At 68.8% G+C, this 22,375-nt stretch carries 20 protein-coding genes; 9 read left to right on the forward strand and 11 right to left on the reverse strand.

Annotation, left to right across the window (positions count from 1 at the left end):
- Positions 1-28: 28 nt before the first annotated feature.
- Entirely contained in the window at positions 29-1,513 is a 1,485-nt protein-coding gene (locus AB3K92_RS06945) for a flagellar hook-length control protein FliK (RefSeq protein WP_369464721.1), read from the reverse strand.
- A gap of 92 nt (positions 1,514-1,605) precedes the next feature.
- Positions 1,606-2,304, reverse strand: a complete 699-nt coding sequence (locus AB3K92_RS06950; RefSeq protein ID WP_021159681.1) for an MgtC/SapB family protein — start codon at positions 2,302-2,304, stop codon at positions 1,606-1,608.
- Positions 2,305-2,418: 114 nt separating this feature from the next.
- Between AB3K92_RS06950 and AB3K92_RS06955 the strand changes: the two genes are divergently transcribed.
- Positions 2,419-3,528, forward strand: a complete 1,110-nt coding sequence (locus AB3K92_RS06955; protein ID WP_059487572.1) for an AGE family epimerase/isomerase — start codon at positions 2,419-2,421, stop codon at positions 3,526-3,528.
- Here the strand turns inward: AB3K92_RS06955 and AB3K92_RS06960 are convergent.
- A complete protein-coding gene (locus AB3K92_RS06960; RefSeq protein WP_048023840.1) occupies positions 3,501-5,120 on the reverse strand; it encodes a methyl-accepting chemotaxis protein in 1,620 nt (539 codons plus the stop codon). The two genes, AB3K92_RS06955 and AB3K92_RS06960, sit on opposite strands and share 28 nt — an antisense overlap.
- Before the next feature lie 271 nt (positions 5,121-5,391).
- On the opposite strand from AB3K92_RS06960, the gene AB3K92_RS06965 reads away from it, so the two are divergent.
- The gene (locus tag AB3K92_RS06965) at positions 5,392-5,835 is read left to right on the forward strand and encodes a PaaI family thioesterase (protein ID WP_059523219.1); all 444 of its coding nucleotides are present in this window, start codon (positions 5,392-5,394) and stop codon (positions 5,833-5,835) included.
- Between the two features lie 40 nt (positions 5,836-5,875).
- Here AB3K92_RS06965 and AB3K92_RS06970 read toward each other — a convergent pair whose 3' ends face one another.
- From AB3K92_RS06970 to AB3K92_RS06985, 4 genes are all read right to left on the reverse strand, one after another.
- Complete coding sequence (locus tag AB3K92_RS06970) at positions 5,876-6,157, reverse strand: type II toxin-antitoxin system RelE/ParE family toxin (protein ID WP_059495132.1); 282 nt, start codon at positions 6,155-6,157, stop codon at positions 5,876-5,878.
- Positions 6,147-6,395, reverse strand: coding sequence for a type II toxin-antitoxin system Phd/YefM family antitoxin (locus AB3K92_RS06975; protein WP_059495134.1), 249 nt, complete (start codon positions 6,393-6,395; stop codon positions 6,147-6,149). The genes AB3K92_RS06970 and AB3K92_RS06975 overlap by 11 nt, the downstream gene beginning before the upstream one ends.
- 122 nt (positions 6,396-6,517) lie before the next feature.
- On the reverse strand, positions 6,518-7,570 hold the full coding sequence (locus AB3K92_RS06980; RefSeq protein WP_124841439.1) for a CaiB/BaiF CoA-transferase family protein: 1,053 nt from the start codon (positions 7,568-7,570) through the stop codon (positions 6,518-6,520).
- Between the two features lie 86 nt (positions 7,571-7,656).
- Positions 7,657-8,424 (reverse strand): IclR family transcriptional regulator, encoded by a 768-nt coding sequence (locus tag AB3K92_RS06985; protein ID WP_369464722.1) that lies wholly within the window; start codon positions 8,422-8,424, stop codon positions 7,657-7,659.
- Positions 8,425-8,558: 134 nt separating this feature from the next.
- Between AB3K92_RS06985 and AB3K92_RS06990 the strand changes: the two genes are divergently transcribed.
- From AB3K92_RS06990 to AB3K92_RS07020, 7 genes are all read left to right on the forward strand, one after another.
- On the forward strand, positions 8,559-9,341 hold the full coding sequence (locus AB3K92_RS06990; RefSeq protein WP_059651576.1) for a crotonase/enoyl-CoA hydratase family protein: 783 nt from the start codon (positions 8,559-8,561) through the stop codon (positions 9,339-9,341).
- A 78-nt stretch (positions 9,342-9,419) separates the two neighbouring features.
- Complete coding sequence (locus AB3K92_RS06995; RefSeq protein ID WP_060228871.1) at positions 9,420-10,640, forward strand: CaiB/BaiF CoA-transferase family protein; 1,221 nt, start codon at positions 9,420-9,422, stop codon at positions 10,638-10,640.
- Positions 10,637-11,437 (forward strand): enoyl-CoA hydratase/isomerase family protein, encoded by an 801-nt coding sequence (locus AB3K92_RS07000; RefSeq protein ID WP_081057283.1) that lies wholly within the window; start codon positions 10,637-10,639, stop codon positions 11,435-11,437. Before AB3K92_RS06995 ends, AB3K92_RS07000 begins: the two co-directional genes overlap by 4 nt.
- 84 nt (positions 11,438-11,521) lie before the next feature.
- On the forward strand, positions 11,522-12,574 hold the full coding sequence (locus AB3K92_RS07005) for a porin (protein ID WP_369464723.1): 1,053 nt from the start codon (positions 11,522-11,524) through the stop codon (positions 12,572-12,574).
- A gap of 10 nt (positions 12,575-12,584) precedes the next feature.
- Positions 12,585-13,907: an MFS transporter gene (locus AB3K92_RS07010; protein ID WP_369464724.1), complete on the forward strand. Its 1,323-nt coding sequence runs from the start codon at positions 12,585-12,587 to the stop codon at positions 13,905-13,907.
- A gap of 38 nt (positions 13,908-13,945) precedes the next feature.
- Complete coding sequence (locus AB3K92_RS07015; RefSeq protein WP_369464725.1) at positions 13,946-15,100, forward strand: acyl-CoA dehydrogenase family protein; 1,155 nt, start codon at positions 13,946-13,948, stop codon at positions 15,098-15,100.
- A 38-nt stretch (positions 15,101-15,138) separates the two neighbouring features.
- Complete coding sequence (locus AB3K92_RS07020; protein WP_059495145.1) at positions 15,139-16,077, forward strand: alpha/beta hydrolase; 939 nt, start codon at positions 15,139-15,141, stop codon at positions 16,075-16,077.
- Between the two features lie 58 nt (positions 16,078-16,135).
- Here AB3K92_RS07020 and prpF read toward each other — a convergent pair whose 3' ends face one another.
- The 4 genes from prpF to prpB all read right to left on the reverse strand — a co-directional run bounded on the left by prpF (position 16,136) and on the right by prpB (position 22,213).
- Positions 16,136-17,329 carry a 2-methylaconitate cis-trans isomerase PrpF gene (gene prpF / locus AB3K92_RS07025; RefSeq protein WP_369464726.1) on the reverse strand — a complete coding sequence of 398 codons (1,194 nt, stop codon included), beginning with the start codon at positions 17,327-17,329 and terminating at the stop codon, positions 16,136-16,138.
- 26 nt (positions 17,330-17,355) lie between these two features.
- A complete protein-coding gene (gene acnD / locus AB3K92_RS07030) occupies positions 17,356-19,950 on the reverse strand; it encodes a Fe/S-dependent 2-methylisocitrate dehydratase AcnD (RefSeq protein ID WP_369464727.1) in 2,595 nt (864 codons plus the stop codon).
- Between the two features lie 82 nt (positions 19,951-20,032).
- A complete protein-coding gene (gene prpC / locus AB3K92_RS07035) occupies positions 20,033-21,205 on the reverse strand; it encodes a 2-methylcitrate synthase (protein WP_060279707.1) in 1,173 nt (390 codons plus the stop codon).
- 114 nt (positions 21,206-21,319) lie between these two features.
- On the reverse strand, positions 21,320-22,213 hold the full coding sequence (gene prpB / locus AB3K92_RS07040) for a methylisocitrate lyase (protein WP_021159664.1): 894 nt from the start codon (positions 22,211-22,213) through the stop codon (positions 21,320-21,322).
- Positions 22,214-22,375 lie beyond the last annotated feature (162 nt).

Consider the following 22,375-nt stretch of genomic DNA (forward strand, 5'->3'; position numbering starts at 1 on the left):
TCGGGCTCCCAGGATAGGGTCGAAACGATTAGCGCGTGCGGCGCGCACGTTTCGCGACGGCCGCCTCGCGATTCGCGTTGCGCTGGAGCCGGTCGACTTGCGACAGCAGCGCCTCGTGATGCTCCTCGAGCGTCATCAGCGTCGCCTGCTGCGTCGACAGATCCGCCGCGAGGCGATCGATCCGCTGCTGCTTCGTGGCGACGTCCTGCTTCAGGTGCGCGATCTGCCGCGTCTGAAGCACCAGCGCAACGAGGCCGGCCAGCACGACGACGGCCAACGCCAGCAGCAGGCGGTTGACGCGGCGCATCTCGCGATCGGCCGCGCGCGTCAAACCGTCGACGTCGGCTTGCAGCGCGGCGAGCCGGTCAGTCAGCGGACGCAGGTGCGTATCCGGATCGAAGACCGGCGCGGCCGGTTGCGCGCGCTCTACCGACGGCTTCGTGACAAAGGACGCAGCGGAAGCCACCGGCTGGGTGGCAGGGGATACGGTGGTGTCGGGGGGCGGCGCGGCGTCCACGGCCTTCGCAATGTTCGCCGTGTTCGCCGTGTTCGCCGTGTTCGCCGTGTTCGCCGGGTTCGCCGGGTTCGCCGGGTTCGCGGCAATTGCCGGCTTGGTCAGCTCCGCCGACGCTTGCGGCTCGACGATCGACACCGCGGCCGGTGCCGGGCTCGCCCCGGCCGCCGCTCGCGCCGTGTCGACGCTCGTCACGACTGGCGCAGATTGCTCTGCTGTCGCGTCGCTTGCACCGGCAGCCGCCCGACGTTTGCCGCCCGACGACGCGCGACGCTCCTTCACGGCGTCGCCGGAAGATCGCCCTTCGCGAGATTTGACGGCGGCGGCAGCGACAACAGCCTTCTCGCCTTCACCGCCAGCTGCTTGCGTTTCGGTCACCTTCGGCGCCGCACCATCGGCCGCTTGCAGCCTGGTCGCCACCATCGTGACGGCGTCGGCCGCGGGCACATCGGCGGCCTTCGTTGCAACACCACCGGCCACGGCAACATCGACCGCCGTCATCGCAACACCACCGGCCAGCGGAATATCGACCGCCTTCATCGCAACATCCCCGAAGGCCGGCACGATGTCGGCATCTGCAGGCTCCTCCCCTTGCGGCACCGAAACGCCATGGGCCACCGTCGCGACTTCCGGCGTCACCGCGCCCTCTACCGCTTCCGCATGCGCCGCCGCGCCCGCCCCTTCCTGCGCACCGAACCCGTCCAGCGCGGGCTGCCGCCCGGAGGCCACATCGTCCGCGATATCGGCCGCTGCATCGGCCTGCGCACCCGCTTCGTCGCGAACCGCAACCGGCGCGCGCTCGCCCGGCTCGAACACCGGATCGCCGAACAGGTCGAGCGTGCGCTCGTCCCGCGACGCGTCGGCGGCCGGCGCACTGCCGGACCGCGCCGTCGCCCTCGCGGACGTACTCCCCGCGGCAGCAGCCGAGCGCTGGCGGGAACGGGCCGATGAACGATTGGAACGGGAACGGGAGCGAGGCGAGGAAACGGATTCGGTCATGGAGATCGGATAGCGGGGCCCGCGAACACGGAACCGGATGTCGAACGGAATCGGTGGTCGGCCATTGTCGCATGCCCCGTTGCCGATTCAGCCTATTCGTCGCCCGGCAGCCCGTTGCCCTCTTCAAAACGCGTCACGCCCTTCAGCGCGCGCAGCTTGTCGCAGATCGCCTGGTATTCGAGCGCCGACACCCGCGCGAGCGCGATGCGCACCTCGTCGTGCTCGCCCGTGTCGTCGGCGCGCTGCACGATGAACTGCTTCACGCGCGCACTGTCCGGGCCGAGCGCCGCGTGCAGCGAATCGAAGTTCAGCGCGCCGCTCACGACCGTCAGCGCGACCTGGCGGCGCTGCCGCACCGTGAAATAGCGCCGCTCCAGCGGCTTGATGCCGGCCAGGATGATCAGGATGATGATCGTCGCCGAAATCGACGCGACGTACAGCCCGCCCCCCACCGCAAGGCCGATCGCGGCGACCGACCACAGGCTCGCGGCGGTCGTCAGCCCGCGCACGATCTCGCCGCGCAGCAGGATCGAACCCGCGCCGAGGAAGCCGATGCCCGACACGACCTGCGCGGCGATCCGCGACGGATCGAGCACGATGTGCTCGCTGCTGCCGAGCACGTCGGCGAAACCGAATGCCGACACGATCATGATCAGCGTCGAACCGACACAGACGAGCATGTGCGTGCGCAGGCCGGCGGCCCACGACAGGCGCTCGCGCTCGAAGCCGATGACGCTGCCGAGCGCCGCCGCGAGAACGAGCCGCATCACGAGTTCCAGGTTGCTCAGCATGCGATTTATCTCCTTTTTTGGTGCCGGCCGCGCGGAATGTTTTATCCTTGGCCCCGGCCGCGCCGATCCTCCGGGCCGCGCCGACACGTTTCGAACCCAGCGCTCAACCCCGTCATGTCCGTTTCCGACTCCGCTTCCGCCCAGGCCGCCCAGCTGCGCCACCATTTCGCGCACGTCGTCTTGCCGATCTGGCGGGGTTCAGGGTTCGACCAGACATTGCAGTTGCCGTTCGAAGCCGTCGATCCGGCCACCCACGCGCCGCTGCCCGTGACCCGTTATCGCGCAATGGCGTGCGCACGGCAACTGTTCGTGTTCGCGCAGGCCGGCGACACCGCGCACGCCGCCACGCTGTTCGACGCGCTGGGCCGGCGCTTTCGCGACACGCGCCACGGCGGCTGGATCTACAGCGTCGACGCGCAGGGCGCGCCGCTCGACACGACCAAGGATCTCTATACGCACGCATTCATCGTGTTCGCGTGTGCCGCCTGGTATGCGGCGTCGGGCGACGCCGCCGCGCGCACGACGGCCGAGGAGACCGCCGCGCTGATCCGCGACCGTTTCGCGCCGCATCCCGGCGACGCGCTGCTCGATGCGGCGCGCCACGCCGATTTCTCGTCATCCGGCAGCGGAGCGCTGCAGAATCCGCTGATGCACCTGACCGAAGCGTGGCTCGCGGCTGCCGATGCATTCGGCGACACGGCGTTCGACGACGCGCTCGCGCACACCGCGCTGGCCGTCGAGCGCACGTTCGTCGACGCGGCGACCGGCTGCGTGGCCGAGCTGCCGCTCGGCGCGGCAGACAACCGTTTCGAGCCCGGTCATCAGTTCGAGTGGTTCTACCTGGTCGATGCGGCCGGCGCGCGGCTCGCGCAAACGGGGCTCCCCGCTGCGCTGTCGCGTGCGTTCGGCTTTGCGGAGCAATACGGTGTCGATCCACAGACGGGCGGCGTCTGCGCGGCGCTCGATGCGCAAGGTGCGTGCGTCGACGGCACGCAGCGGATCTGGGCGCAGACGGAGTACCTGCGCGCGCTCGCGACGCACGGCGGCACGCCGGCCTCCGCGCCGCTCGCGCGGCAGATCGAACGCTTCGCCGCGCGCTTCCTGCATCCGCGCGGCTGGTTCGAGTGCAAGACCGCCGACGGGCAGGTGTCGCGCGCCGACATGCCGTCGACGACGCCCTACCACCTCGCGACCGCCTACGCGGCGCTGCCGGCCGGTTCGTAACCCGTCCCGGCGAACGACGCCGCCGCGCGTTCATCGCGCGCGGCACGGCCATCGCCCAGTTCGAATACCGACACGGCCTGCATCAGGTGCGCGGTCTGGTCGTTCAGCGACGCGGCCGCCGCCGCGACTTCCTCCACCAGCGCCGCGTTCTGCTGCGTGAGCTGATCCATTTGCGTGACGGCCTGGTTCACCTGCTCGATCCCGACGCTCTGCTCGACCGACGCCGAGGTGATCTCGGACATCGTCTGCACGACGCGCGTGATCGACGTCGACACCGTCCGCATCGCTTCGCCGGCGCGCTCGACGAGCTCCGCGCCGCCGTTGATCTGCGCGACCGAATCCTCGATCAGCGCCTTGATCTCCTTCGCCGATTGCGCGCTGCGCTGCGCGAGCGAGCGCACTTCGCCCGCGACGACCGCGAAGCCGCGGCCCTGTTCGCCGGCCCGCGCGGCCTCCACGGCCGCGTTCAGCGCCAGGATGTTGGTCTGGAACGCGATGCCGTCGATCACCGAGATGATCTCCGCGATCCGCCCCGAGCTCTGCGCGATGCCGCGCATCCGGTCGATCACGCTGTCGACCACGCCGCCGCCGTGGCTCGTCGCCTCGAGCGCCGCGTCGGCCAGCGCGCTCGCCGCGCGTGCGCTGTCGGTGTTCTGACGGACGGTTGCCGTCAGTTCCTCCATGCTCGCGGCCGTTTCCTCGAGCGACGCGGCCTGGGTGCCGGTGCGCGCCGACAGGTCGGCGTTGCCGCCCGCGATCTCGCCCGCGCCGAGGTGGATCGCATCGGACGCCTGGCGCACCGTGCGCACGGTGCCCGCGATGCTCGTCTGCATCGTCGCGAGGCCGCGCAGCATCCGGTCGATCTCGAACACGCCGCCTGCCCGCACGACTTCATCGAGCCGGCCCTGCGCGATCCGCTCGAAATGGCGGCCGGCTTCTTCCAGCGGCGCGACGACCGCGCGCCGCGCGGCCGCGTAGATCGCCGCGCTCGCCACGAGCATCGCCACCAGCAGCACGATGCCGACCGACTTGAACCACAGCATGCCGCCGTCGATCGTATCGAGCGCCGAGCGGCTCGATGTGCCGCCGTAGTCGGTGAAGCGGCGCAGCTCGGCGATATAGGCGTCCTGGATGCTCTGCGTCGGCTGGTCGAGGAATGCCTGGATGTTGTCGGCATCGAGGAACTGCACGAGTTCGCCCAGCGCGCCGCGCAGCGCGCGATAACGCTCGGTGAGCGCCGCGACGCGCGCGCGGTTGGTCTCGTCGACCGGCTGCACGGCCGTCAGCGCGGCGAACGCCTTGTCGGCTTCCGCGAGCGAAGCGCCGGCATGGCGGATGATGTCGTCCGGCTTCGGGCCGCCGCGCACCATCCGCGTGCCGGCGCGCGACAGGTTGATGCGCGCGTCGAGCAGCTGCTGGGTGGCCTGGCTCGCCGCGCCGACCTGTGTGATCGCGACGTTCGACAGGTCGTCGACGCCGCTGCGCGTCGACGTGAGCGCCCAGAAGCCGAGCGCCTCGATCGCGAACAGGAAAAGGCAGAACACGGTCAACACGCCGAGCAGACCCGACGCGAGCTTGATTTTTCCGAACATGGGGGAGATTCCTGGAAAGCGGACGATGAGGCAATGCCCCGGCATTAGCGGCATTTCTTCGTCGGACTTTAGGACCGGGAGACGGCAAAGTTCACGTTGCTCGTGCATTCCCGCGGAATCGCCGGCAAACCGGGGGATCTTCGATATTCGACGCAATAATCGCGTCGCATCGCGCCGGAATTTGCACGAAATGCGGACGAATTTCCTTGCTTATCCGCAGCCCCCTTCCTAGAGTTCAGCGCAAGCGGGCACTCATTGCGAAGGAAGTTCGATGACCGACATCACGGATCACGCGCGCGGCGCATTGCGCGCGCAACCGTTCAGCATGCTGCTGGGCACGGAGCTGATGCATATCGGCGACAACGAAGTGTCGCTGTGCCTGCCCGTGCGCGACGAACTGCGGCAGCAACACGGGTTCGTGCACGGCGGCGTCATCAGCTACCTGGCGGACAACGCGCTGACGTTCGCCGGCGCGCTCGTGCTGGGCCCGCGCGTGATTACGGCCGAATACAAGATCAACTACCTGCGGCCGGCCGTGAACGGCACGCTCGTCGCGCGCGCGAAGCTCGTGTACGCGGGCCGGCACCAGGCGACCTGCCAGTGTCACGTGTTCGTCATCGACGGCGATCACGAACGGCTCGTCGCGATCGCGCAAGGCACGATCAATCGCGTCGGCGACGGGAAGATGCCGGATGCGCCGGAGGAAACGGCGTGAGTTGCCGAGTCTGGGCGTCGATGCCGCGACGCGTGCCGCGCTAGCGTTTCATCGCAGCCAGATAAACCGCATCACGCTCGCGGCGGCCGACCGCGACCACCAGCACGATGACTTCCGCGTCGCGCACTTCGTAGACGAGGCGATACCCGACACCACGCAGCTTGATCTTGTAGCGATCCGGGTGGCCATGCAATTTGGCTGACGGGATACGAGGATGCTCGAGCCGCTCGGCGAGCTTGGCCTTGAATTGATCGCGCACGGTGCGATCGAGCTTCTTCCACTCCTTCAATGCAGGTTCGAGAAAGGCGAGTTCAAAGGTCATTCAGCTTAACCTTGACGACCTTCTCCCTGGCGCGCGAATCGGCCAACGCATTGTCTTCGATGTCTTCCAAACGTTCGACCATCGCCTCCCACGTCTTCGCGGGAATGCAGTAGAACGCGGGTTCGTTGTGATTCAGGATCGCGACCGGAAAACCTTCACCTGCGGCAACGGTTCCCATCGGATTCCGCTTCAGCTCCGAGACGCTCGCCGTCACGCTCGCCAGAATGGTGTGAGGCATGTCTGCTCCTTCTTCAATCGGGCATCGATTGTACTCTATTTGACATCAAATTTAGTACCGAAATTGATGTTTCTGGTGTACTCGGCCGTCGACGAACGGAAGCCACCTCCTGAAAGACAGCTCTACTCGGCCTCATCCTCCGCCAGCGGCAAAAACCGCGGCGCCACCCGCGCCCGCACGTTGCCGTTCTCGTCCGTTCGATAGATCCCGCGTGCGACGTTATGCGGATGCGCGACCGCGTCGGCCACGCTCAGCACCGGCGCGAAACACACGTCGGTGCCTTCGAGCAGCGCGCGCCAGTACGCGGACGGCTGCTGCGCGAACACGTCGGCGAAACGCGCCTTCAGTGCGGGCCAGCGTGCGCGGTCGTACTGCGACGCCGGATCGACGTCGGTCAGCCCGAGCCGTTCGACCAGCAGCGCGTAGAACGGGGGCTCGAGCGCGCCGATCGTCACGCACTCGCCGTCCGCGCAGCGATACACGTCGTAGAACGGCGCATCGTGGAACAGGCTCGGCTGCGCGCCGTCGAGCTGCCCGTTCGCGCGCGCCCACAGCGCGAGCGAACCGAGCATCGACACGATGTCGACGATCGCGCCGTCGACCACCCGCCCCGGCCCGCCGCCGCGCACGTCGAACAGCGCGCAGACGATCCCGAACGCGAGCCCGAGCGCGCCGCCCGCATCGCCGACGACGGTCGGCGGCAACCCCGGCCGGCCGTCGCGCGGCGCGGACAGCGACAGCAGCCCCGTCAGCGCGACGTAGTTCAGGTCGTGCCCGGCCGCGGCCGCGAGCGGGCCGTGCTGGCCCCAGCCGGTCATCCGGCCGTACACGAGCTTCGGATTGCGGCGCGCGCAATCTTCGGGCCCGAGGCCGAGCCGCTCCATCACGCCGGGCCGCAGGCCCTCGATCAGCGCATCGGCCTGCGCGATCAGGTCGAGCGCGGCCTCGCGGCCGGCCGGCGACTTCAGGTCGAGTTCGACGATCGTCTTGCCTTCGCGCAGCAGGTCGCCGTCGCGGGCCTTTAATGCGTCCGGCGCACTCGTGCGGCCGGCCGGGCGCGCGATTAGCGTGATGCGTGCGCCCATCCCGGCAAGCATCCAGCCCGCGAGCGGCCCGGGGCCGAGACCTTCGAATTCGATGATGTGGATGCCGGAAAGCGGCGCGTTCAATGACATGACAGCCTCGCTGAAATGCAGTCGGGACAAGAGCGGCGAAACCGCCCGATTCTATGCGAATGCCTGCGTGCGCCGGCTTCGGCCGGCTAGCCGGACGCCGCATCCGGACGCTGCGCGTCCAGCGCCTCGCGCATCGCCCGCACGATCGCGTCGCGACGCGCGCCGATCCGCTCGACGGGCCCGGCCACCCCCATGGCCAGCGGCAGGCCGTTCCAGCCGTCCGCGATCACCATCGAGATCATCGCGGCGCCCTGCGTGACCGTATGCGCCGAATAGGAATAACCGAGCCGGCGCGTCTGTTCGACCTTGTCGAGCACGAAGTCCTCGTCGATCGTCCTGCCCGATTTCCCGATCCGGCGAATGCTGCGCGATACGAGCCGGCGGATCGTGCTGTCCGGCTGAAGGCTCAGCAGCGCCCAGCCGAGCCCCGACATGCAGATCTCGCGACGCGTGCCGATCGGCGCGTAGAACTGGATCGGAGTCGTATGCGAGCCCTCGACCGCGTCGATGTACTGCACGTACAGGTCGCTCTGCACCGCGATCACCACCGCCTCGTGCGTGCGCAGCGCCAGCCGTTTCGCGACGGCATGCCAGTGCCGCCGGCTGCCGGCCGCCGAATCGACGAGCGCTTCGCCGAGGTTGACGAGCCGTGCGGTCGGCGCATACGCGTGGGTTGCGTCGTCGTACGAAAGATAGCCGAGCGCCTTCATGCTGGTCAGCAACGCCGCCGCGCTCGACCCCGGATACCCGCAACGCGTGGCGATCTCGCGCACGCTCAGCGGCCGCTGCAATGCGCTGAAGAGTTCCAGCACCTCGAACACGCGCGCCGCGCTCTTGACCACGTTTCCGCTCATCCCGCCCTCTCCGCTGCAACCGGGACGGGCCTTCCACATATGTGGAACGGAATTTCCCGCCGCCAACCGTCGTGACGATACTAGGCTTCGGCCCGCGGCGTGAAGCCCCGCGGCACAGAACACACGGAGACATCATGGCAGCCTTTCTGATCCGTGAACGGCAGGGCCCGATCCTGACCGTCACGATGAACCGTCCCGAAACCCGCAACGCCATTTCGGACACCGATGCGATCGACGCGCTCACCGAATGCTGCGACGACGCGAACCGCGACGAGTCGATCCGCGTGCTGGTCCTGACCGGCGCCGGCACGACGTTCTCGTCGGGCGGCAACGTGAAGGCGATGCGCGCCTTCATGGAATCGGAGTCGCACGATCCTGCCGCGATCCGGTCCAGCTACCGCCGCGGCATTCAGCGCCTTGCACGGGCGTTCCAGCAACTCGAGGTGCCGGCCATCGCGGCGGTCAACGGCCCGGCAATCGGCGCCGGCACCGACCTCGCGTGCATGTGCGACATCCGCATCGCCGCCGACCGCGCGCGCTTCGCCGAGAGCTTCATCGCCCTCGGCCTCGTGCCCGGCGACGGCGGCGCGTGGTTCCTGCCGCAGATCGTCGGCGCCGCCGTCGCCGCGGAAATGTCGTTCACGGGCGATGCGCTGGACGCGCAGGCCGCGCTGCGCTGCGGGCTCGTGTCGCGCGTCGTGCCCGACGGCGACCTCCTCGCGCACGCCCATGAACTGGCCGGCCGCATCGCCCGCCACTCGGGCACCGCGTTGCGCCTGACCAAGCGCCTGCTGCGCGAAAGCCGCCATGCAAGCCTCGACACGGTGCTCGACCTGTCGGCGTCGTACCAGGCATTCGCGCACGCGACCCCGGAACATCGCGCGGCGGTCGACGCACTCTTTGCCGCACGCGGCTGAACCCCGACGCATCGCGGCCGTGCAGCCGGCGCGTGCCGGTCTGCCGGCGCATCGCATCCCCATCGAAGGAGACATGTCATGACCCGCAGTAACGAAGGCGCGCTTGCAGGCGTGCGTGTGGTGGACCTGAGCCGCGTCTATGCGGGGCCGTTCTGCGCGCAGACGCTCGCCGACCACGGCGCGGACGTCATCAAGATCGAACCGCCGCAGGGCGACGAAACGCGCGACTGGGGGCCCGCGATGCCGAACGGCCTCTCCAGCTACTACTGGGGGCTCAACCGCAACAAGCTCAATCTCGCGCTCGACCTGTCGCATCCCGACGGACGCGACGTGCTGTTCCGCCTGCTCGAGACAGCCGACGTGCTGGTCGACAACTTCAAGCAGGGCACGCTCGAACGCTGGGGCATCGGCTACGCAGACTGCCTGCGCGAGCGCTTTCCGCGCCTCGTCCACTGCTCGATCTCCGGATACGGCACCGACGGCCCACTCGCGCGGTTTCCGGGCTACGACGCCGTCGCGCAGGGCCTCGCCGGCTTCATGTCGATCAACGGCGAGCCGGGCGGCATGCCGCTCAAGGTGCCGTTTCCGGTCGTCGACTTCGCGGCCGGCATGAGCGCCGTATCGAGCGTCCTGCTTGCGCTGGTCGAACGGACGCGCTCCGGCCTCGGCCAGCACATCGACATCGACCTGTTCAGCACGGCGCTGTCGATGCTGCATCCAGTCAGCACGAGCTGGATGGCGACCGGCGAGGTTCCCGTCGCGACCGGCAACGTGTACGGCGCGATCGCGCCGTACGGCGTCTATCCGTGCAAGGACAAGCCGGTCGCGACCGGCGCCGGCAACAACCGCACGTTTGCGCGCCTCGTCGAAGCGCTCGGCGTGCCCGAGCTGGCGCGCGATCCACGGTTCGCGACCAACGCGCAGCGCGTCGCGCATCGCGATGCGCTCGACACGCTGCTCGGGCAACTGACCGCCGAACTCCGCGCCGACGAGGTCGTCGAGCGGCTGATGCAGGCCGGCGTCGCGACGGGGCCGGTGAACACCGTCGCCGATGCCTTCGGCCACCCGCAGGCGGCGCGCAACGCGATGTTCGTCGACACCGACACGTACACCGGCGCGGGCATCCCCGCCAAGCTTTCCCGTACGCCCGGATCGATACGCCGGCCGCCGCAGCCGTTCGCCGCCGACACCGACGCCGTGCTCGACGCGTTCGGTATCGACGCGGCCCGTCGGGATGCGTTGCGGCAGGCGGGCGTGCTCCACGACACGCGCGCGAATGCTGCCGGGAGCGCGTCATGACCACGCCGGGCGCATTTTCCTCGCTGACGGGCGACGACGCCCCGTCGATCCTGCGCAACGACGACGACGGCATCGCGTGGCTGACGATCCATCGCCCGCACGTCGCCAACGCGCTGTCCGCCGACGCGATCCGGCGCCTGTGCGACGAACTGGTCACGCTCGACGACAACCCGGCGATACGCGCGATCGTGATCCGGGGTGCCGGCGAACGGGCCTTCAGCGCGGGGATCGACCTCGGCGATCCCGAAATACGCGGGATGCGGCCGATGCGCGGGCTCGCCCGCAACGTGCACGAGCTGATCCTGGAACTGCGCAAGCCGACCATCGCGGCCATCAACGGCTTCGCCGTCGGCGGCGGCTTTGAAATCGCGCTCGCGTGCGACCTGCGGATCGCCGCTGATCACGCGACCTTCGCGCTGCCCGAGGCGCGCGTCGGGATGGGCGCGAACTTCGCGAGCGTGCTGCTGCCGCGCCTGCTGCCGCGCGCGATCGCGATGGAGCTGCTGTTCACGGGCCGCCGCTTCGACGCGGACGAGGCGCAGCGCATCGGCTTGCTGAACCGCGTCGTTCCCGCCGCCGCACTCGACGACACCGTGCGCGAACTGGCGCAGACGATCTCCGAAAACGCGCCGCTCACGATCCGCCGCATCAAGGAAACCGCGACACGCAGTCAGGGGCTGCCGGTGGCCGCCGCGCTGCGGCTGGACGTCGGCCCCGACGTCTATGCGAGCGAGGACCGGATCGAGGGCGCCCGCGCGTTTCTCGAGAAACGCAAGCCGGCATTCAAGGGGCGCTGAACCGACGCGAACGGCAGCACCCCGCGCGCAACCGCTCCCAGAACGCGGGCGCGCCACAACAAGACATGGAACGGAGACACCTTCATGCAACGGAAAGCATTCCTGATCGGCGCGTGCGTGCTGAGCGCCACGTCGGCGCACGCGTCGTCGGTCACGCTGTACGGGATCGTCGACAGCTACGTCGAATTCGACCGCATCGGCAGCCTGTCGAGCCTGCGGCAAAGCGGCGGCGGATCGTCGACGAGCCGCGTCGGACTGACGGGCGTCGAGGATCTCGGCGGCGGCACGTCGACGAAGTTCGTGCTGGAAAGCGGCTTCTCGCCGGCCGACGGATCGTTCCAGGGCGGCACGCTGTTCTACCGGCAGGCCTATGTGTCGCTGCAGAACACGCGCTACGGCGACCTTCGGCTCGGCCGCCAATACACGCCCGCGTTCTACATCGTGTACGACGGCGACCCGTTCGGGCTCAACGAACGGCTGTCGCCGCTCGCGCTGCTCGCGACGTCGACGGACACGATCACGAGCAACACGACGCCGCCGATTCCGCGCTTCAACCAGGCGGCGTCGTATCTGAGCCCCGACTGGAACGGCCTGCGCGTGATGGCCACGTACGGCTTTCCGACGCCCAACGCGCTGTCCACGCAGGCCGGGCGCAACTACGGCGCCGGGCTCCAGTACCGGATCGGCGGGCTCTATCTCGGCGCCGGCTTCCAGGGCGACACGTCGGCCGGCAACCTGGCGCCCGTCGTCTCGCCGTCGACGACGCGCCACTACGTGTTCGCGGCCAACTACGCATTCGCGCGCGTCAAGCTGTATGCCGCGTTCCTGTACGGCGTCGGCACGGCGCCGCACCTGCCGGCGTTCTCGACCGCGAGCGCCGGCGCGTCGATCAACGTCGGCGCGCTCGATCGCATGCTCGTCTCGGTCGTGCGTCGCGACGTGAAAGGCTCGGCGAACGACGCGACCGCGCTCGGCGTCGGCTACGACCATCCGCTGTCGAAGCGCACGTCGCTCTACGCCCGCTATCTGTACGTGAAGAACGGCGGCGACGCGCGCAACACGGTCGTCGTCGGCCTGCAGCCGCAACCGGGCGGCACCGGGCAGGTGTTCGCGCTCGGCCTCGCCCACCGCTTCTGACGGAGTGCCCATGACCCCGACTCTTTCCACGCACGCGGCCGCCGCCGGCGATCAAGCGACGCAGGCGCTCTACCGCCGGATCTCGCGCCGGCTGCTGCCGTTCCTGATCCTCTGCTACACGCTGTCGTTCATCGACCGGATCAACATCGGTTTCGCGCACGCGCAGATGGCCGCCGAACTGCACTTCTCCGACGCCGTCTACGGGCTCGGCGCGGGCATCTTCTTCATCGGCTACATGGCGTTCGAGATTCCGAGCAACGCGCTGCTGGCGCGGATCGGCGCACGCAAGACGATTGCCCGGATCATGGTGCTGTGGGGGCTCGGCTCGGCCGCGACGATGTTCGTCACGACGCCCGCGCAGTTCTACGCGTGCCGCTTCCTGCTCGGCGTGTTCGAGGCCGGCTTCTTCCCCGGCATCCTGTTCCATCTCGGCGCGTGGTATCCGCCGCGGCAGCGCGCGAAGGCGTTCGCGCTGTTCATGACCGCGCTGTACCTCGCCGGGCTGATCGCCGGCCCCGTGTCGGGCGCCATCCTCTCGTTCTTCGACGGCGCCGCCGGCCTGAGCGGCTGGCAGTGGCTGTTCCTCGTCGAAGGGCTGCCGAGCAGCGTGCTCGGCCTCGTCGCGCTGCGCTTTCTCGACGACCGGCCGGACGACGCGCGCTGGCTGTCCGACGCCGACAAGGCCGCGCTGCGCGCCGCGCACGCGCACGCCGAAGCCGGCACGCCGGACGCGAACGCGGCACGGCCGCTGCTCGCGCACCGCGATTTCTGGCTGTTGTGCGCGGCCAATTTCGCGATCGCGGCCGCCGGCTACGCGCTCGTGTTCTGGATGCCCGTGATCCTGCATCGCGGCGGCCTGCATGGCGCGATGCGGATCGGGGTGCTGTCCGCGCTGCCCTACCTGTGCGGCATCGTCGGCATGCTCGCGATGGGCTGGCGCACCGAGCGGCGGCGCGAATGGCGCGGGCACGGCGCAGTGGCGATGCTCGCATGCGCGGCCGCGCTCGCCGGGCTGGCGAGCACCACCGGCACATCGCACCTGATGATCGCGCTCTGCGTCGCGGTCGCCACGCACGCCGCTGCGCTGCCCGCGTTCTGGGTGCTGCCGGGGCTCGCGCTGCCGAAGCGCTCGATGGCGGTCGCGATCGCGGCGATCACGATGTCCGGCGCGATCGGCGGGTTCGCGAGCCCGTTCCTGATGGGCGTGCTCAACACGGCCACCGGGTCGATGCGCGGCGGCCTCTATTTCAACGCCGCGCTGCTCGCGGCCGGCGCCGTCGCCTTGCTCGGCACGCTGCGCACCCGCGCGGTGTCGCGCACGAACGCCGGCTGACGGCATCGACCTCCCTTTACCCACCCTCATCGACTCCCATGAATTTCGACCTTGAACTCGAACACCGGATGATCCGCGACCTCGTCGCACGTTTCGTGCAGGACGAGCTGATCCCGCTCGAAGCAGCGGTCATGGCCCGCGAGGCCGACGGCCAGCGCTTCGGGCTGCTCGACGAAGAACGCGCACATCTCGACGGGCGTTCCCGGCAACTCGGCCTGTGGGGCCTCGACGCGCCGCTCGACGCCGGCGGCTCGGACCTGCCGGCCGTCGCGATGGTCGGCGTCAACGAAGCGATCGGCACGACCGTGACGCCGTACATCCTGCCGCCCGATTCGCCGAACCTGCGGATGCTGTGCGACGTGGCCGACGACGCGCAGCGCGCGCGTTATCTCGAACCGTACGCACGCGGCGTCACGCGTGCCGCGATGGCGATCTCCGAGCCGGGCGCAGGCTCGGACCCGGGCGCGCTGTCGACGACGGCCGTGCGCGACGGAGAGAGCTGGGTGCTGAACGGACGGAAGATCTGGATCAGCCACGCGCCCGAAGCCGACTGGACGATCGTGATGGCGCTCACCGATCGAAGCAAGGGCAAGCGCGGCGGCATGTCGGCGTTCATCGTCGACCGCGGCACGCCCGGTTTCATCATCGAACGGCGGATCCCGATGATCGGCGGGCTGTCGACCTACGAAATCGTGCTGGACGACTGCCGCATTCCCGCCGCGCAACTGCTGGGCCAGGAAGGTGCCGGCTTCGCGCCGATGCAGGCACGGCTCGCGAACCGGCGTCTGGAAATGGCCGCATGGTGCATCGGCCGCGCCGAGCGCGCGGTCGCGATGCTGTGCGACCATGCGAAACAGCGCAAGACCTTCGGCGTGCCGCTCGCGGAACGCCAGGCGATCCAGTGGTGGGTCGCCGACGCGCTCACGCAGGTCCACGCATGCCGCCTCATGACCTACGAAGCGGCCGCGCGCGTGGATGCCGGCCAGGATGCACGCACGCAGATCTCGATGGTCAAGGTGTTCGCCACCGAAATGGCGTCGAGCGTCATCGATCATGCGATGCAGGCGCTCGGCGCGATGGGCATGACGAAGGAAATGCCGTTGCAGCAGATGGCCAGCGAAGCGCGGCTGATGCGCATCTTCGAAGGCCCGACCGAGGTGCACCGCTGGGTCATCGCGCGCAGCGTGCTCTGACCGCGGTGCACCGCCCACCTTCACGATGGAGCCATGCGTTGGACACCCTGCATCTCGTCGACCCTGAAATCCGCCCGCTGCTCGAGACCTGGCCGACCGTCACGCTCGGCATCGACAACCTCGCGCAGTCGCGCGAACGCGTGCTGCCGCTGCCGCCGCCCGACCTGGCAGGCAGCACGCTCGAACGCCGCACGGTGCCCGGCCCCGCCGGTGCGCCGGACGTGCCGGTTCTCGTCTACCTGCCCGACCATCACGTGCGGCCACTTCCGGCGATCGTTCACCTGCACGGCGGCGGCTTCGTGCGCGGCAAGGCGAAGGATCTCGAGGCAGTGCACCGGTCGCTCGTGACGCAGCTCGGCTGCGCGCTGATCTCGGTCGACTACCGACTTGCGCCGGAAACCGCGTTTCCCGGCGCGATCGAGGATTGCTACGCGGCGCTCGCATGGGTCTTCCGCCACGCCGATACGCTCGGCATCGATGCGTCGCGGATCGGCGTGGCGGGCGAGAGCGCGGGCGGCGGACTCGCCGCGTCGCTGGCGCTGCTGGCCCGCGACCGCGGCGAATACCGGCTCGCGTTCCAGCATCTGATCTACCCGATGCTCGACGATCGCACCTGCACGCGAACGCCGCACCCGCATGCCGGCGAGTTCGTCTGGCACGCGGCCAACAACCGGTTCGGCTGGACCTCGCTGCTCGGTCACGCGCCGGGCATCGACGGCGTGTCGCCCTACGCGGCCGCCGCGCGCGCCACGCGGCTCGACGGCCTGCCGCCCGCGTTCCTGTCGGTCGGCTCGCTCGACCTGTTCCTCGACGAAAACCTCGACTATGCGCGGCGCCTGCTCCGCGCGGGCGTGCCGACCGAACTGCACGTGCTGCCCGGCGGCGTGCACGGTTTCGACATCGTGCCCGGCGCGCGCATCGCCGAAACGGCGCGCCGCCTGAGCCACGACGCACTGCGCCGCTTCCTGCACGGCTGACGAAAACGACGCGGGCGGCCGAAGCCGCCCGCATCCGCGCCGATACCACCGGCCACGATCAGAACGCGTCGCCCGGCACCCGCACCCAGCCTTCCATCAACACGCGCGCGCTGCGGCTCATGATCGCCTTGGTGACGGTCCACTCGCCGTTCTCCTGCTGCTGCGCTTCCGCGCCGACGCGCAGCGTGCCCGACGGATGCCCGAAGCGCACCGCGTTGCGTTCGCCGCCGCCCGCCGCCAGGTTGACTAGCGTGCCGGGGATCGCCGCGGCCGTGCCGATCGCGACCGCCGCCGTGCCCATCATCGCGTGGTGCAGCTTGCCCATCGACATCGCGCGCACCAGCAGGTCGACGTCGCCCGCGTTCACGCGCTTGCCGCTCGACGCGACGTAATCGGCCGGCTTCGCGACGAACGCGATCTTCGGCGTGTGCTGCCGCGTCGCGATTTCATCGAGCGTGTCGATCAGGCCCATGCGCAGCGCGCCGTGCGCGCGGATCGTCTCGAACTTCTCGAGCGCTTTCGCGTCGCCGTTGATCGCGTCCTGCAGCTCGGTGCCCGTATAGCCGATCGCTTCCGCCTCGACGAAGATCGTCGGGATGCCCGCGTTGATCATCGTCGCCTTCAGTGTGCCGACACCCGGCACCGCGAGATCGTCGACGAGATTGCCGGTCGGGAACATCGAGCCGCCCGCGCCTTCTTCCTCGGCGGCCGGGTCCATGAATTCGAGCTGCACTTCGGCGGCCGGGAACGTCACGCCGTCCAGTTCGAAGTCGCCCGTCTCCTGCACCGCGCCGTTCGTGATCGGCACGTGCGCCACGATCGTCTTGCCGATGTTCGCCTGCCAGATCCGCACGGTCACGATGCCGTCGCGCGGCACGCGCGACGGATCGACGAGCCCGCCGCTGATCGCGAACGGGCCGACCGCCGCCGACAGATTGCCGCAGTTGCCGGTCCAGTCGACGAACGCGCGGTCGATCGCGACCTGCCCGAACAGGTAGTCGACATCGTGCCCCGGCCGCGTGCTCTTCGACACGATCACCGTCTTGCTGGTGGACGACGTCGCGCCGCCCATCCCGTCGATCTGCTTGCCGTACGGATCGGGGCTGCCGATCACGCGCAGCAGCAGCGCGTCGCGCGCGGCGCCCGGCGCCTGCGCGGCATCCGGCAGGTCCTGCAGCCGGAAGAACACACCCTTGCTGGTGCCGCCGCGGATATAGGTCGCGGGAATCCTGATTTGAGGAATGTGAGCCATGTTTGCGTTATCCCTGTGTGCGCCGGTCAGGCTGCCTGCGACGATTCGAGGAAGTCCTGCGCGAAACGCTGCAGCACGCCGCCCGCCTCGTAGATCGACACTTCCTCCGCCGTATCGAGCCGGCACGTCATCGGCACCTCGACGCGCTCGCCGTTCTTGCGGTGAATCACGAGCGTCAGGTCGGCGCGCGGCGTGCGCTCGCCGATCACGTCGAAGGTTTCGGTGCCGTCGATGCCGAGCGTCGTCCGGTTCGTGCCGGGCTTGAACTCGAGCGGCAGCACGCCCATCCCGATCAGGTTCGTGCGGTGGATCCGCTCGAAGCCTTCGGCGGCGATCGCCTCGACGCCCGCGAGCCGCACGCCCTTCGCGGCCCAGTCGCGCGACGAGCCCTGGCCGTAGTCGGCGCCGGCCACGACGATCAGCGGCTGCTTGCGATTCATGTACGTCTCGATCGCTTCCCACATCCGCATGACCTTGCCTTCCGGCTCGACGCGCGCGAGCGAGCCCTTCTTCACCGCGCCGTCGACCACCGCCATCTCGTTGATCAGCGTCGGGTTAGCGAAGGTCGCGCGCTGGGCGGTCAGGTGGTCTCCCCGGTGCGTCGCGTACGAGTTGAAGTCTTCTTCCGGCAGGCCCATCTTCGCGAGGTATTCGCCGGCCGCGCTGTCCAGCAGGATCGCGTTCGACGGCGACAGGTGGTCGGTCGTGATGTTGTCGCCGAGCACCGCGAGCGGGCGCATGCCCTGCAGCGTGCGTTCGCCGGCCAGCGCGCCTTCCCAGTACGGCGGGCGGCGGATGTACGTGCTCTGCGGGCGCCAGTCGTACAGCGGCGCCGCGCGCTCGCCCGCATCGGCGCTGCGCGCGAACATCGGCTCGTAGACCTTGCGGAACTGCTCGGGCTTCACGCTCGACGCGACGATCGCGTCGATCTCCTCGTCGGTCGGCCAGATGTCCTTCAGCGTGACGGGCTTGCCGTCCTGATCGTGGCCGAGCACGTCCTTCTCGATGTCGAAGCGGATCGTGCCGGCGATCGCATACGCGACGACGAGCGGCGGCGACGCGAGGAACGCCTGCTTCGCATACGGGTGGATGCGGCCGTCGAAGTTGCGGTTGCCGGACAGCACGGCCGTCGCGTACAGGTCGCGATCGACGATCTCCTGCTGGATCTTCGGGTCGAGCGCACCCGACATCCCGTTGCAGGTCGTGCACGCGAACGCGACGATGCCGAAGCCGAGCTTCTCGAGTTCGGGCAGCAGGTTCGCTTCTTCCAGGTACAGCTCGACCGCCTTCGAGCCGGGCGCGAGCGAGCTCTTCACCCACGGCTTGCGCGTGAGGCCGCGCGCATTCGCGTTGCGCGCGAGCAGGGCCGCCGCAATCACGTTGCGCGGGTTGCTGGTGTTCGTGCAGCTCGTGATCGCGGCGATGATCACCGCGCCGTCGGGCATCTCGCCCGCCTTCTCTTCCCACTGGCCGGCGATCCCGCGCGCGGCGAGATCGGACGTCGGCAGCCGCTTGTGCGGGTTCGACGGGCCCGCCATGTTGCGCACCACGCTCGACAGGTCGAACGTCAGCGTGCGCTCGTATTGCGCGTTCGCGAGCGTATCGGCCCACAGGCCCGCCGCCTTCGCGTAGGTCTCGACGAGCTTCACCTGCTCGTCGCTGCGGCCGGTGAGGCGCAGGTAGTCGGTCGTCTGGCCGTCGATGAAGAACATCGCGGCCGTCGCGCCGTATTCGGGCGCCATGTTCGAGATCGTCGCGCGATCGCCGAGCGTGAGGCTCGCCGCGCCTTCGCCACGGAATTCCAGATACGCGCCGACCACCTTTTCCTTGCGCAGGAACTCGGTCAGCGCGAGCACGATGTCGGTCGCGGTGATGCCGGGCTGGCGCTTGCCGGTCAGCTCGACGCCGACGATGTCGGGCAGGCGCATCCACGACGCGCGGCCCAGCATCACGTTCTCCGCTTCGAGCCCGCCGACGCCGATCGCGATCACGCCGAGCGCGTCGACGTGCGGCGTGTGGCTGTCGGTGCCGACGCAGGTGTCCGGGTACGCAACGCCGTCCTGCGCCTGGATCACCGGCGACATCTTCTCGAGGTTGATCTGGTGCATGATGCCGTTGCCCGGCGGGATCACGTCGACGTTCTCGAACGCCTTCTTCGTCCACTCGATGAAGTGGAAGCGATCCTCGTTGCGGCGATCCTCGATCGCGCGGTTCTTTGCGAACGCGTCCGGATCGAAGCCGCCGCACTCGACGGCGAGCGAGTGGTCGACGATCAGCTGCACGGGCACGACCGGGTTCACCTTCGCCGGGTCGCCGCCGCCGTCGGCGATCGCGTCGCGCAGGCCCGCGAGGTCGACGAGCGCCGTCTGCCCGAGGATGTCGTGGCACACGACCCGCGCCGGGAACCACGGGAAATCGCGATCGCGCTTGCGCTCGATGATCTGCTTCAGCGAATCGGCGAGGAGCGCCGGATCGCAGCGGCGCACGAGGTTTTCGGCGAGCACGCGCGACGTGTACGGCAGCGTGTCGTACGCGCCGGGCGCGATCGCGTCGACCGCGGCGCGCGCGTCGAAATAGTCCAGCGACGTGCCGGGCAGGGGTTTGCGGTTGGCGGTATTCATGATGTGGGGCGGAATTCGGGGTAAGACGTTCCGCGCGCGCCGGCAGCCCGCATCACGGGCGCCGGCGCGCGCGGCGGGCGTTTCAGCGCTTCTCGATCGGCACGAACTGCAGGTCTTCCGGACCGGTGTAGTTCGCGCTCGGGCGGATGATCTTGTTGTCGATGCGCTGCTCGATGATGTGCGCGCTCCAGCCAGACGTGCGCGAAATCACGAACAGCGGCGTGAACATCGCGGTCGGCACGCCCATCATGTGATACGACACCGCGCTGAACCAGTCGAGGTTCGGGAACATCTTCTTCGCGTCCCACATCACCGATTCGAGGCGCTCGGCGATGTTGTACAGCTTCAGGTCGCCCGCTTCCTTCGACAGCTTGTGCGCGACGCCCTTGATCACCTTGTTGCGCGGATCGGAGATCGTGTAGACCGGGTGGCCGAAGCCGATCACGACTTCCTTGTTCTCGACGCGGCGGCGGATATCGGCTTCGGCGTCGTCCGGCGAGCTGTAGCGGCTCTGGATTTCATACGCGACTTCGTTCGCGCCGCCGTGCTTCGGCCCGCGCAGCGCGCCGATCGCGCCGGTGATCGCCGAGTAGATGTCCGAGCCCGTGCCCGCGATCACGCGGCCGGTGAACGTCGACGCATTGAATTCGTGCTCCGCGTACAGGATCAGCGACGTGTGCATCGCCTCGACCCACGACTTCGACGGCGTCTTGCCGTGCAGCAGGTGCAGGAAGTGGCCGCCGATCGAGTCGTCGTCGGTTTCCGTCTCGATGCGCTTGCCGTTGTGCGAGAAGTGATACCAGTACAGCAGCATCGAACCGAGCGATGCCATCAGGCGGTCGGCGATGTCGCGCGCGCCCGGCAGGTTGTGGTCGTCCTTCTCCGGCAGCACGGTGCCGAGCACCGACACGCCCGTGCGCATCACGTCCATCGGGTGCGCGGATGCCGGGATCTGCTCGAGCGCGGCCTTCAGCGCGCTCGGCAGGCCGCGCAGCGCACGCAGCTTGGTCTTGTAAGCGGCCAGTTCGGTCAGGTTCGGCAGCGTGCCGTGAACGAGCAGGTGCGCGATTTCCTCGAATTCGCACGACTCGGCGACGTCGAGAATGTCGTAGCCGCGATAGTGCAGGTCGTTGCCGGTCTTGCCGACCGTGCACAGCGCCGTGTTGCCGGCCGTCACGCCCGACAGCGCCACCGACTTCTTCGGCTTGAATGCGCCTGCGGCGGCCGGTGCTGCTGCGTCTTTCGTCTCGCTCATGTTTCCGTTCTCCAATGTGTATCGGGGGTGTCATGTCCGCCGGGCGCGGCACGGGTGCGCGCGGCCCGGTTTCATGCAAGTCGTTCCGGGAATCGTGCCCGGCGCGCGGGCGCGTTACTTCTTGCCCTGCGCGAACAGCTCGTCGAGCTTGCGCTCGTATTCGTGATAACCGAGGAAGTCGTACAGCTCCGCGCGCGTCTGCATGGTCGGCACGGCCGCCTTCTGCGTGCCGTCGCGACGCACCGTCTCGTAGAAATTCAGCGCGGCCTTGTTCATCGCGCGATACGCGCCGCAGCAGTACAGCGCGATGTCGACGTTCGCCTCGCGCAGTTCGTCGGTGGTGAAGAACGGCGTCGAACCGAACTCGGTCAGGTTCGCGAGGATCGGCACCTTCACGGCCGCCTTGAAACGGCGATAGTCGTCGAGCGTCTTCATCGCTTCCGGGAAGATCATGTCCGCGCCGGCTTCGACATAGGCCACCGCGCGCTCGATCGCCGAGTCGATCCCTTCGGCCGCGGCCGCGTCGGTGCGCGCCATGATCACGAACTGGTCGTCGGTGCGGGCATCGACCGCGGCCTTGATGCGGTCGGCCATTTCGTCGGTCGGCACGACTTCCTTGCCCGGACGGTGGCCGCAGCGCTTCTGGCCGACCTGGTCTTCCATGTGCACGGCCGCGACGCCGGCCTTGATGAACGAGCGCACCGTGCGCGCGATGTTGAACGCGCCGCCCCAGCCCGTGTCGATGTCGACCAGCAGCGGCAGGTCGGTCGCGTTGGTGATCCGGTTCGCGTCGATCAGCACGTCTTCCATCGTGCTGATGCCGAGGTCGGGAATCCCGAGCGAGTTCGCGGCGACGCCGCCACCCGACAGGTACACGGCCTTGAAGCCGACGGCCTGCGCCATCTTGGCCGCGTACGCGGTGATCGCGCCGACCACCTGCAGCGGCTGCTCGGCCGCGACTGCCGCGCGGAATTTCGCGCCGGCGCTCTGAAGATGCGTGTTGCTCATGAACGGCCTCCTGATGGAATGCCTGATAACAGCAAGGACCGGGCCAGCTCGCGGAATGTCGCTAACCCACTGATTCTTAAGCAACCGGCACGGGCGATGTCGCACCCGGCGATTTCAATTCAGCAATTTCAAGTTTCAAAAATGAAATCGCGCGCGCATAAT

Origin of the sequence: Burkholderia sp. Bmkn7 (genome assembly GCF_041103175.1) — a bacterium.
GTDB lineage: Bacteria > Pseudomonadota > Gammaproteobacteria > Burkholderiales > Burkholderiaceae > Burkholderia > Burkholderia cepacia.

Coding starts and splice junctions, on each gene's coding strand:
- AB3K92_RS06945 (WP_369464721.1), bottom strand. CDS start 1,513: ATGACCGAATCCGTTTCCTCGCCTCGCTCCCGTTCCCGTTCCAATCGT.
- AB3K92_RS06950 (WP_021159681.1), bottom strand. CDS start 2,304: ATGCTGAGCAACCTGGAACTCGTGATGCGGCTCGTTCTCGCGGCGGCG.
- AB3K92_RS06955 (WP_059487572.1), top strand. CDS start 2,419: ATGTCCGTTTCCGACTCCGCTTCCGCCCAGGCCGCCCAGCTGCGCCAC.
- AB3K92_RS06960 (WP_048023840.1), bottom strand. CDS start 5,120: ATGTTCGGAAAAATCAAGCTCGCGTCGGGTCTGCTCGGCGTGTTGACC.
- AB3K92_RS06965 (WP_059523219.1), top strand. CDS start 5,392: ATGACCGACATCACGGATCACGCGCGCGGCGCATTGCGCGCGCAACCG.
- AB3K92_RS06970 (WP_059495132.1), bottom strand. CDS start 6,157: ATGACCTTTGAACTCGCCTTTCTCGAACCTGCATTGAAGGAGTGGAAG.
- AB3K92_RS06975 (WP_059495134.1), bottom strand. CDS start 6,395: ATGCCTCACACCATTCTGGCGAGCGTGACGGCGAGCGTCTCGGAGCTG.
- AB3K92_RS06980 (WP_124841439.1), bottom strand. CDS start 7,570: ATGTCATTGAACGCGCCGCTTTCCGGCATCCACATCATCGAATTCGAA.
- AB3K92_RS06985 (WP_369464722.1), bottom strand. CDS start 8,424: ATGAGCGGAAACGTGGTCAAGAGCGCGGCGCGCGTGTTCGAGGTGCTG.
- AB3K92_RS06990 (WP_059651576.1), top strand. CDS start 8,559: ATGGCAGCCTTTCTGATCCGTGAACGGCAGGGCCCGATCCTGACCGTC.
- AB3K92_RS06995 (WP_060228871.1), top strand. CDS start 9,420: ATGACCCGCAGTAACGAAGGCGCGCTTGCAGGCGTGCGTGTGGTGGAC.
- AB3K92_RS07000 (WP_081057283.1), top strand. CDS start 10,637: ATGACCACGCCGGGCGCATTTTCCTCGCTGACGGGCGACGACGCCCCG.
- AB3K92_RS07005 (WP_369464723.1), top strand. CDS start 11,522: ATGCAACGGAAAGCATTCCTGATCGGCGCGTGCGTGCTGAGCGCCACG.
- AB3K92_RS07010 (WP_369464724.1), top strand. CDS start 12,585: ATGACCCCGACTCTTTCCACGCACGCGGCCGCCGCCGGCGATCAAGCG.
- AB3K92_RS07015 (WP_369464725.1), top strand. CDS start 13,946: ATGAATTTCGACCTTGAACTCGAACACCGGATGATCCGCGACCTCGTC.
- prpF (WP_369464726.1), bottom strand. CDS start 17,329: ATGGCTCACATTCCTCAAATCAGGATTCCCGCGACCTATATCCGCGGC.
- acnD (WP_369464727.1), bottom strand. CDS start 19,950: ATGAATACCGCCAACCGCAAACCCCTGCCCGGCACGTCGCTGGACTAT.
- prpC (WP_060279707.1), bottom strand. CDS start 21,205: ATGAGCGAGACGAAAGACGCAGCAGCACCGGCCGCCGCAGGCGCATTC.
- prpB (WP_021159664.1), bottom strand. CDS start 22,213: ATGAGCAACACGCATCTTCAGAGCGCCGGCGCGAAATTCCGCGCGGCA.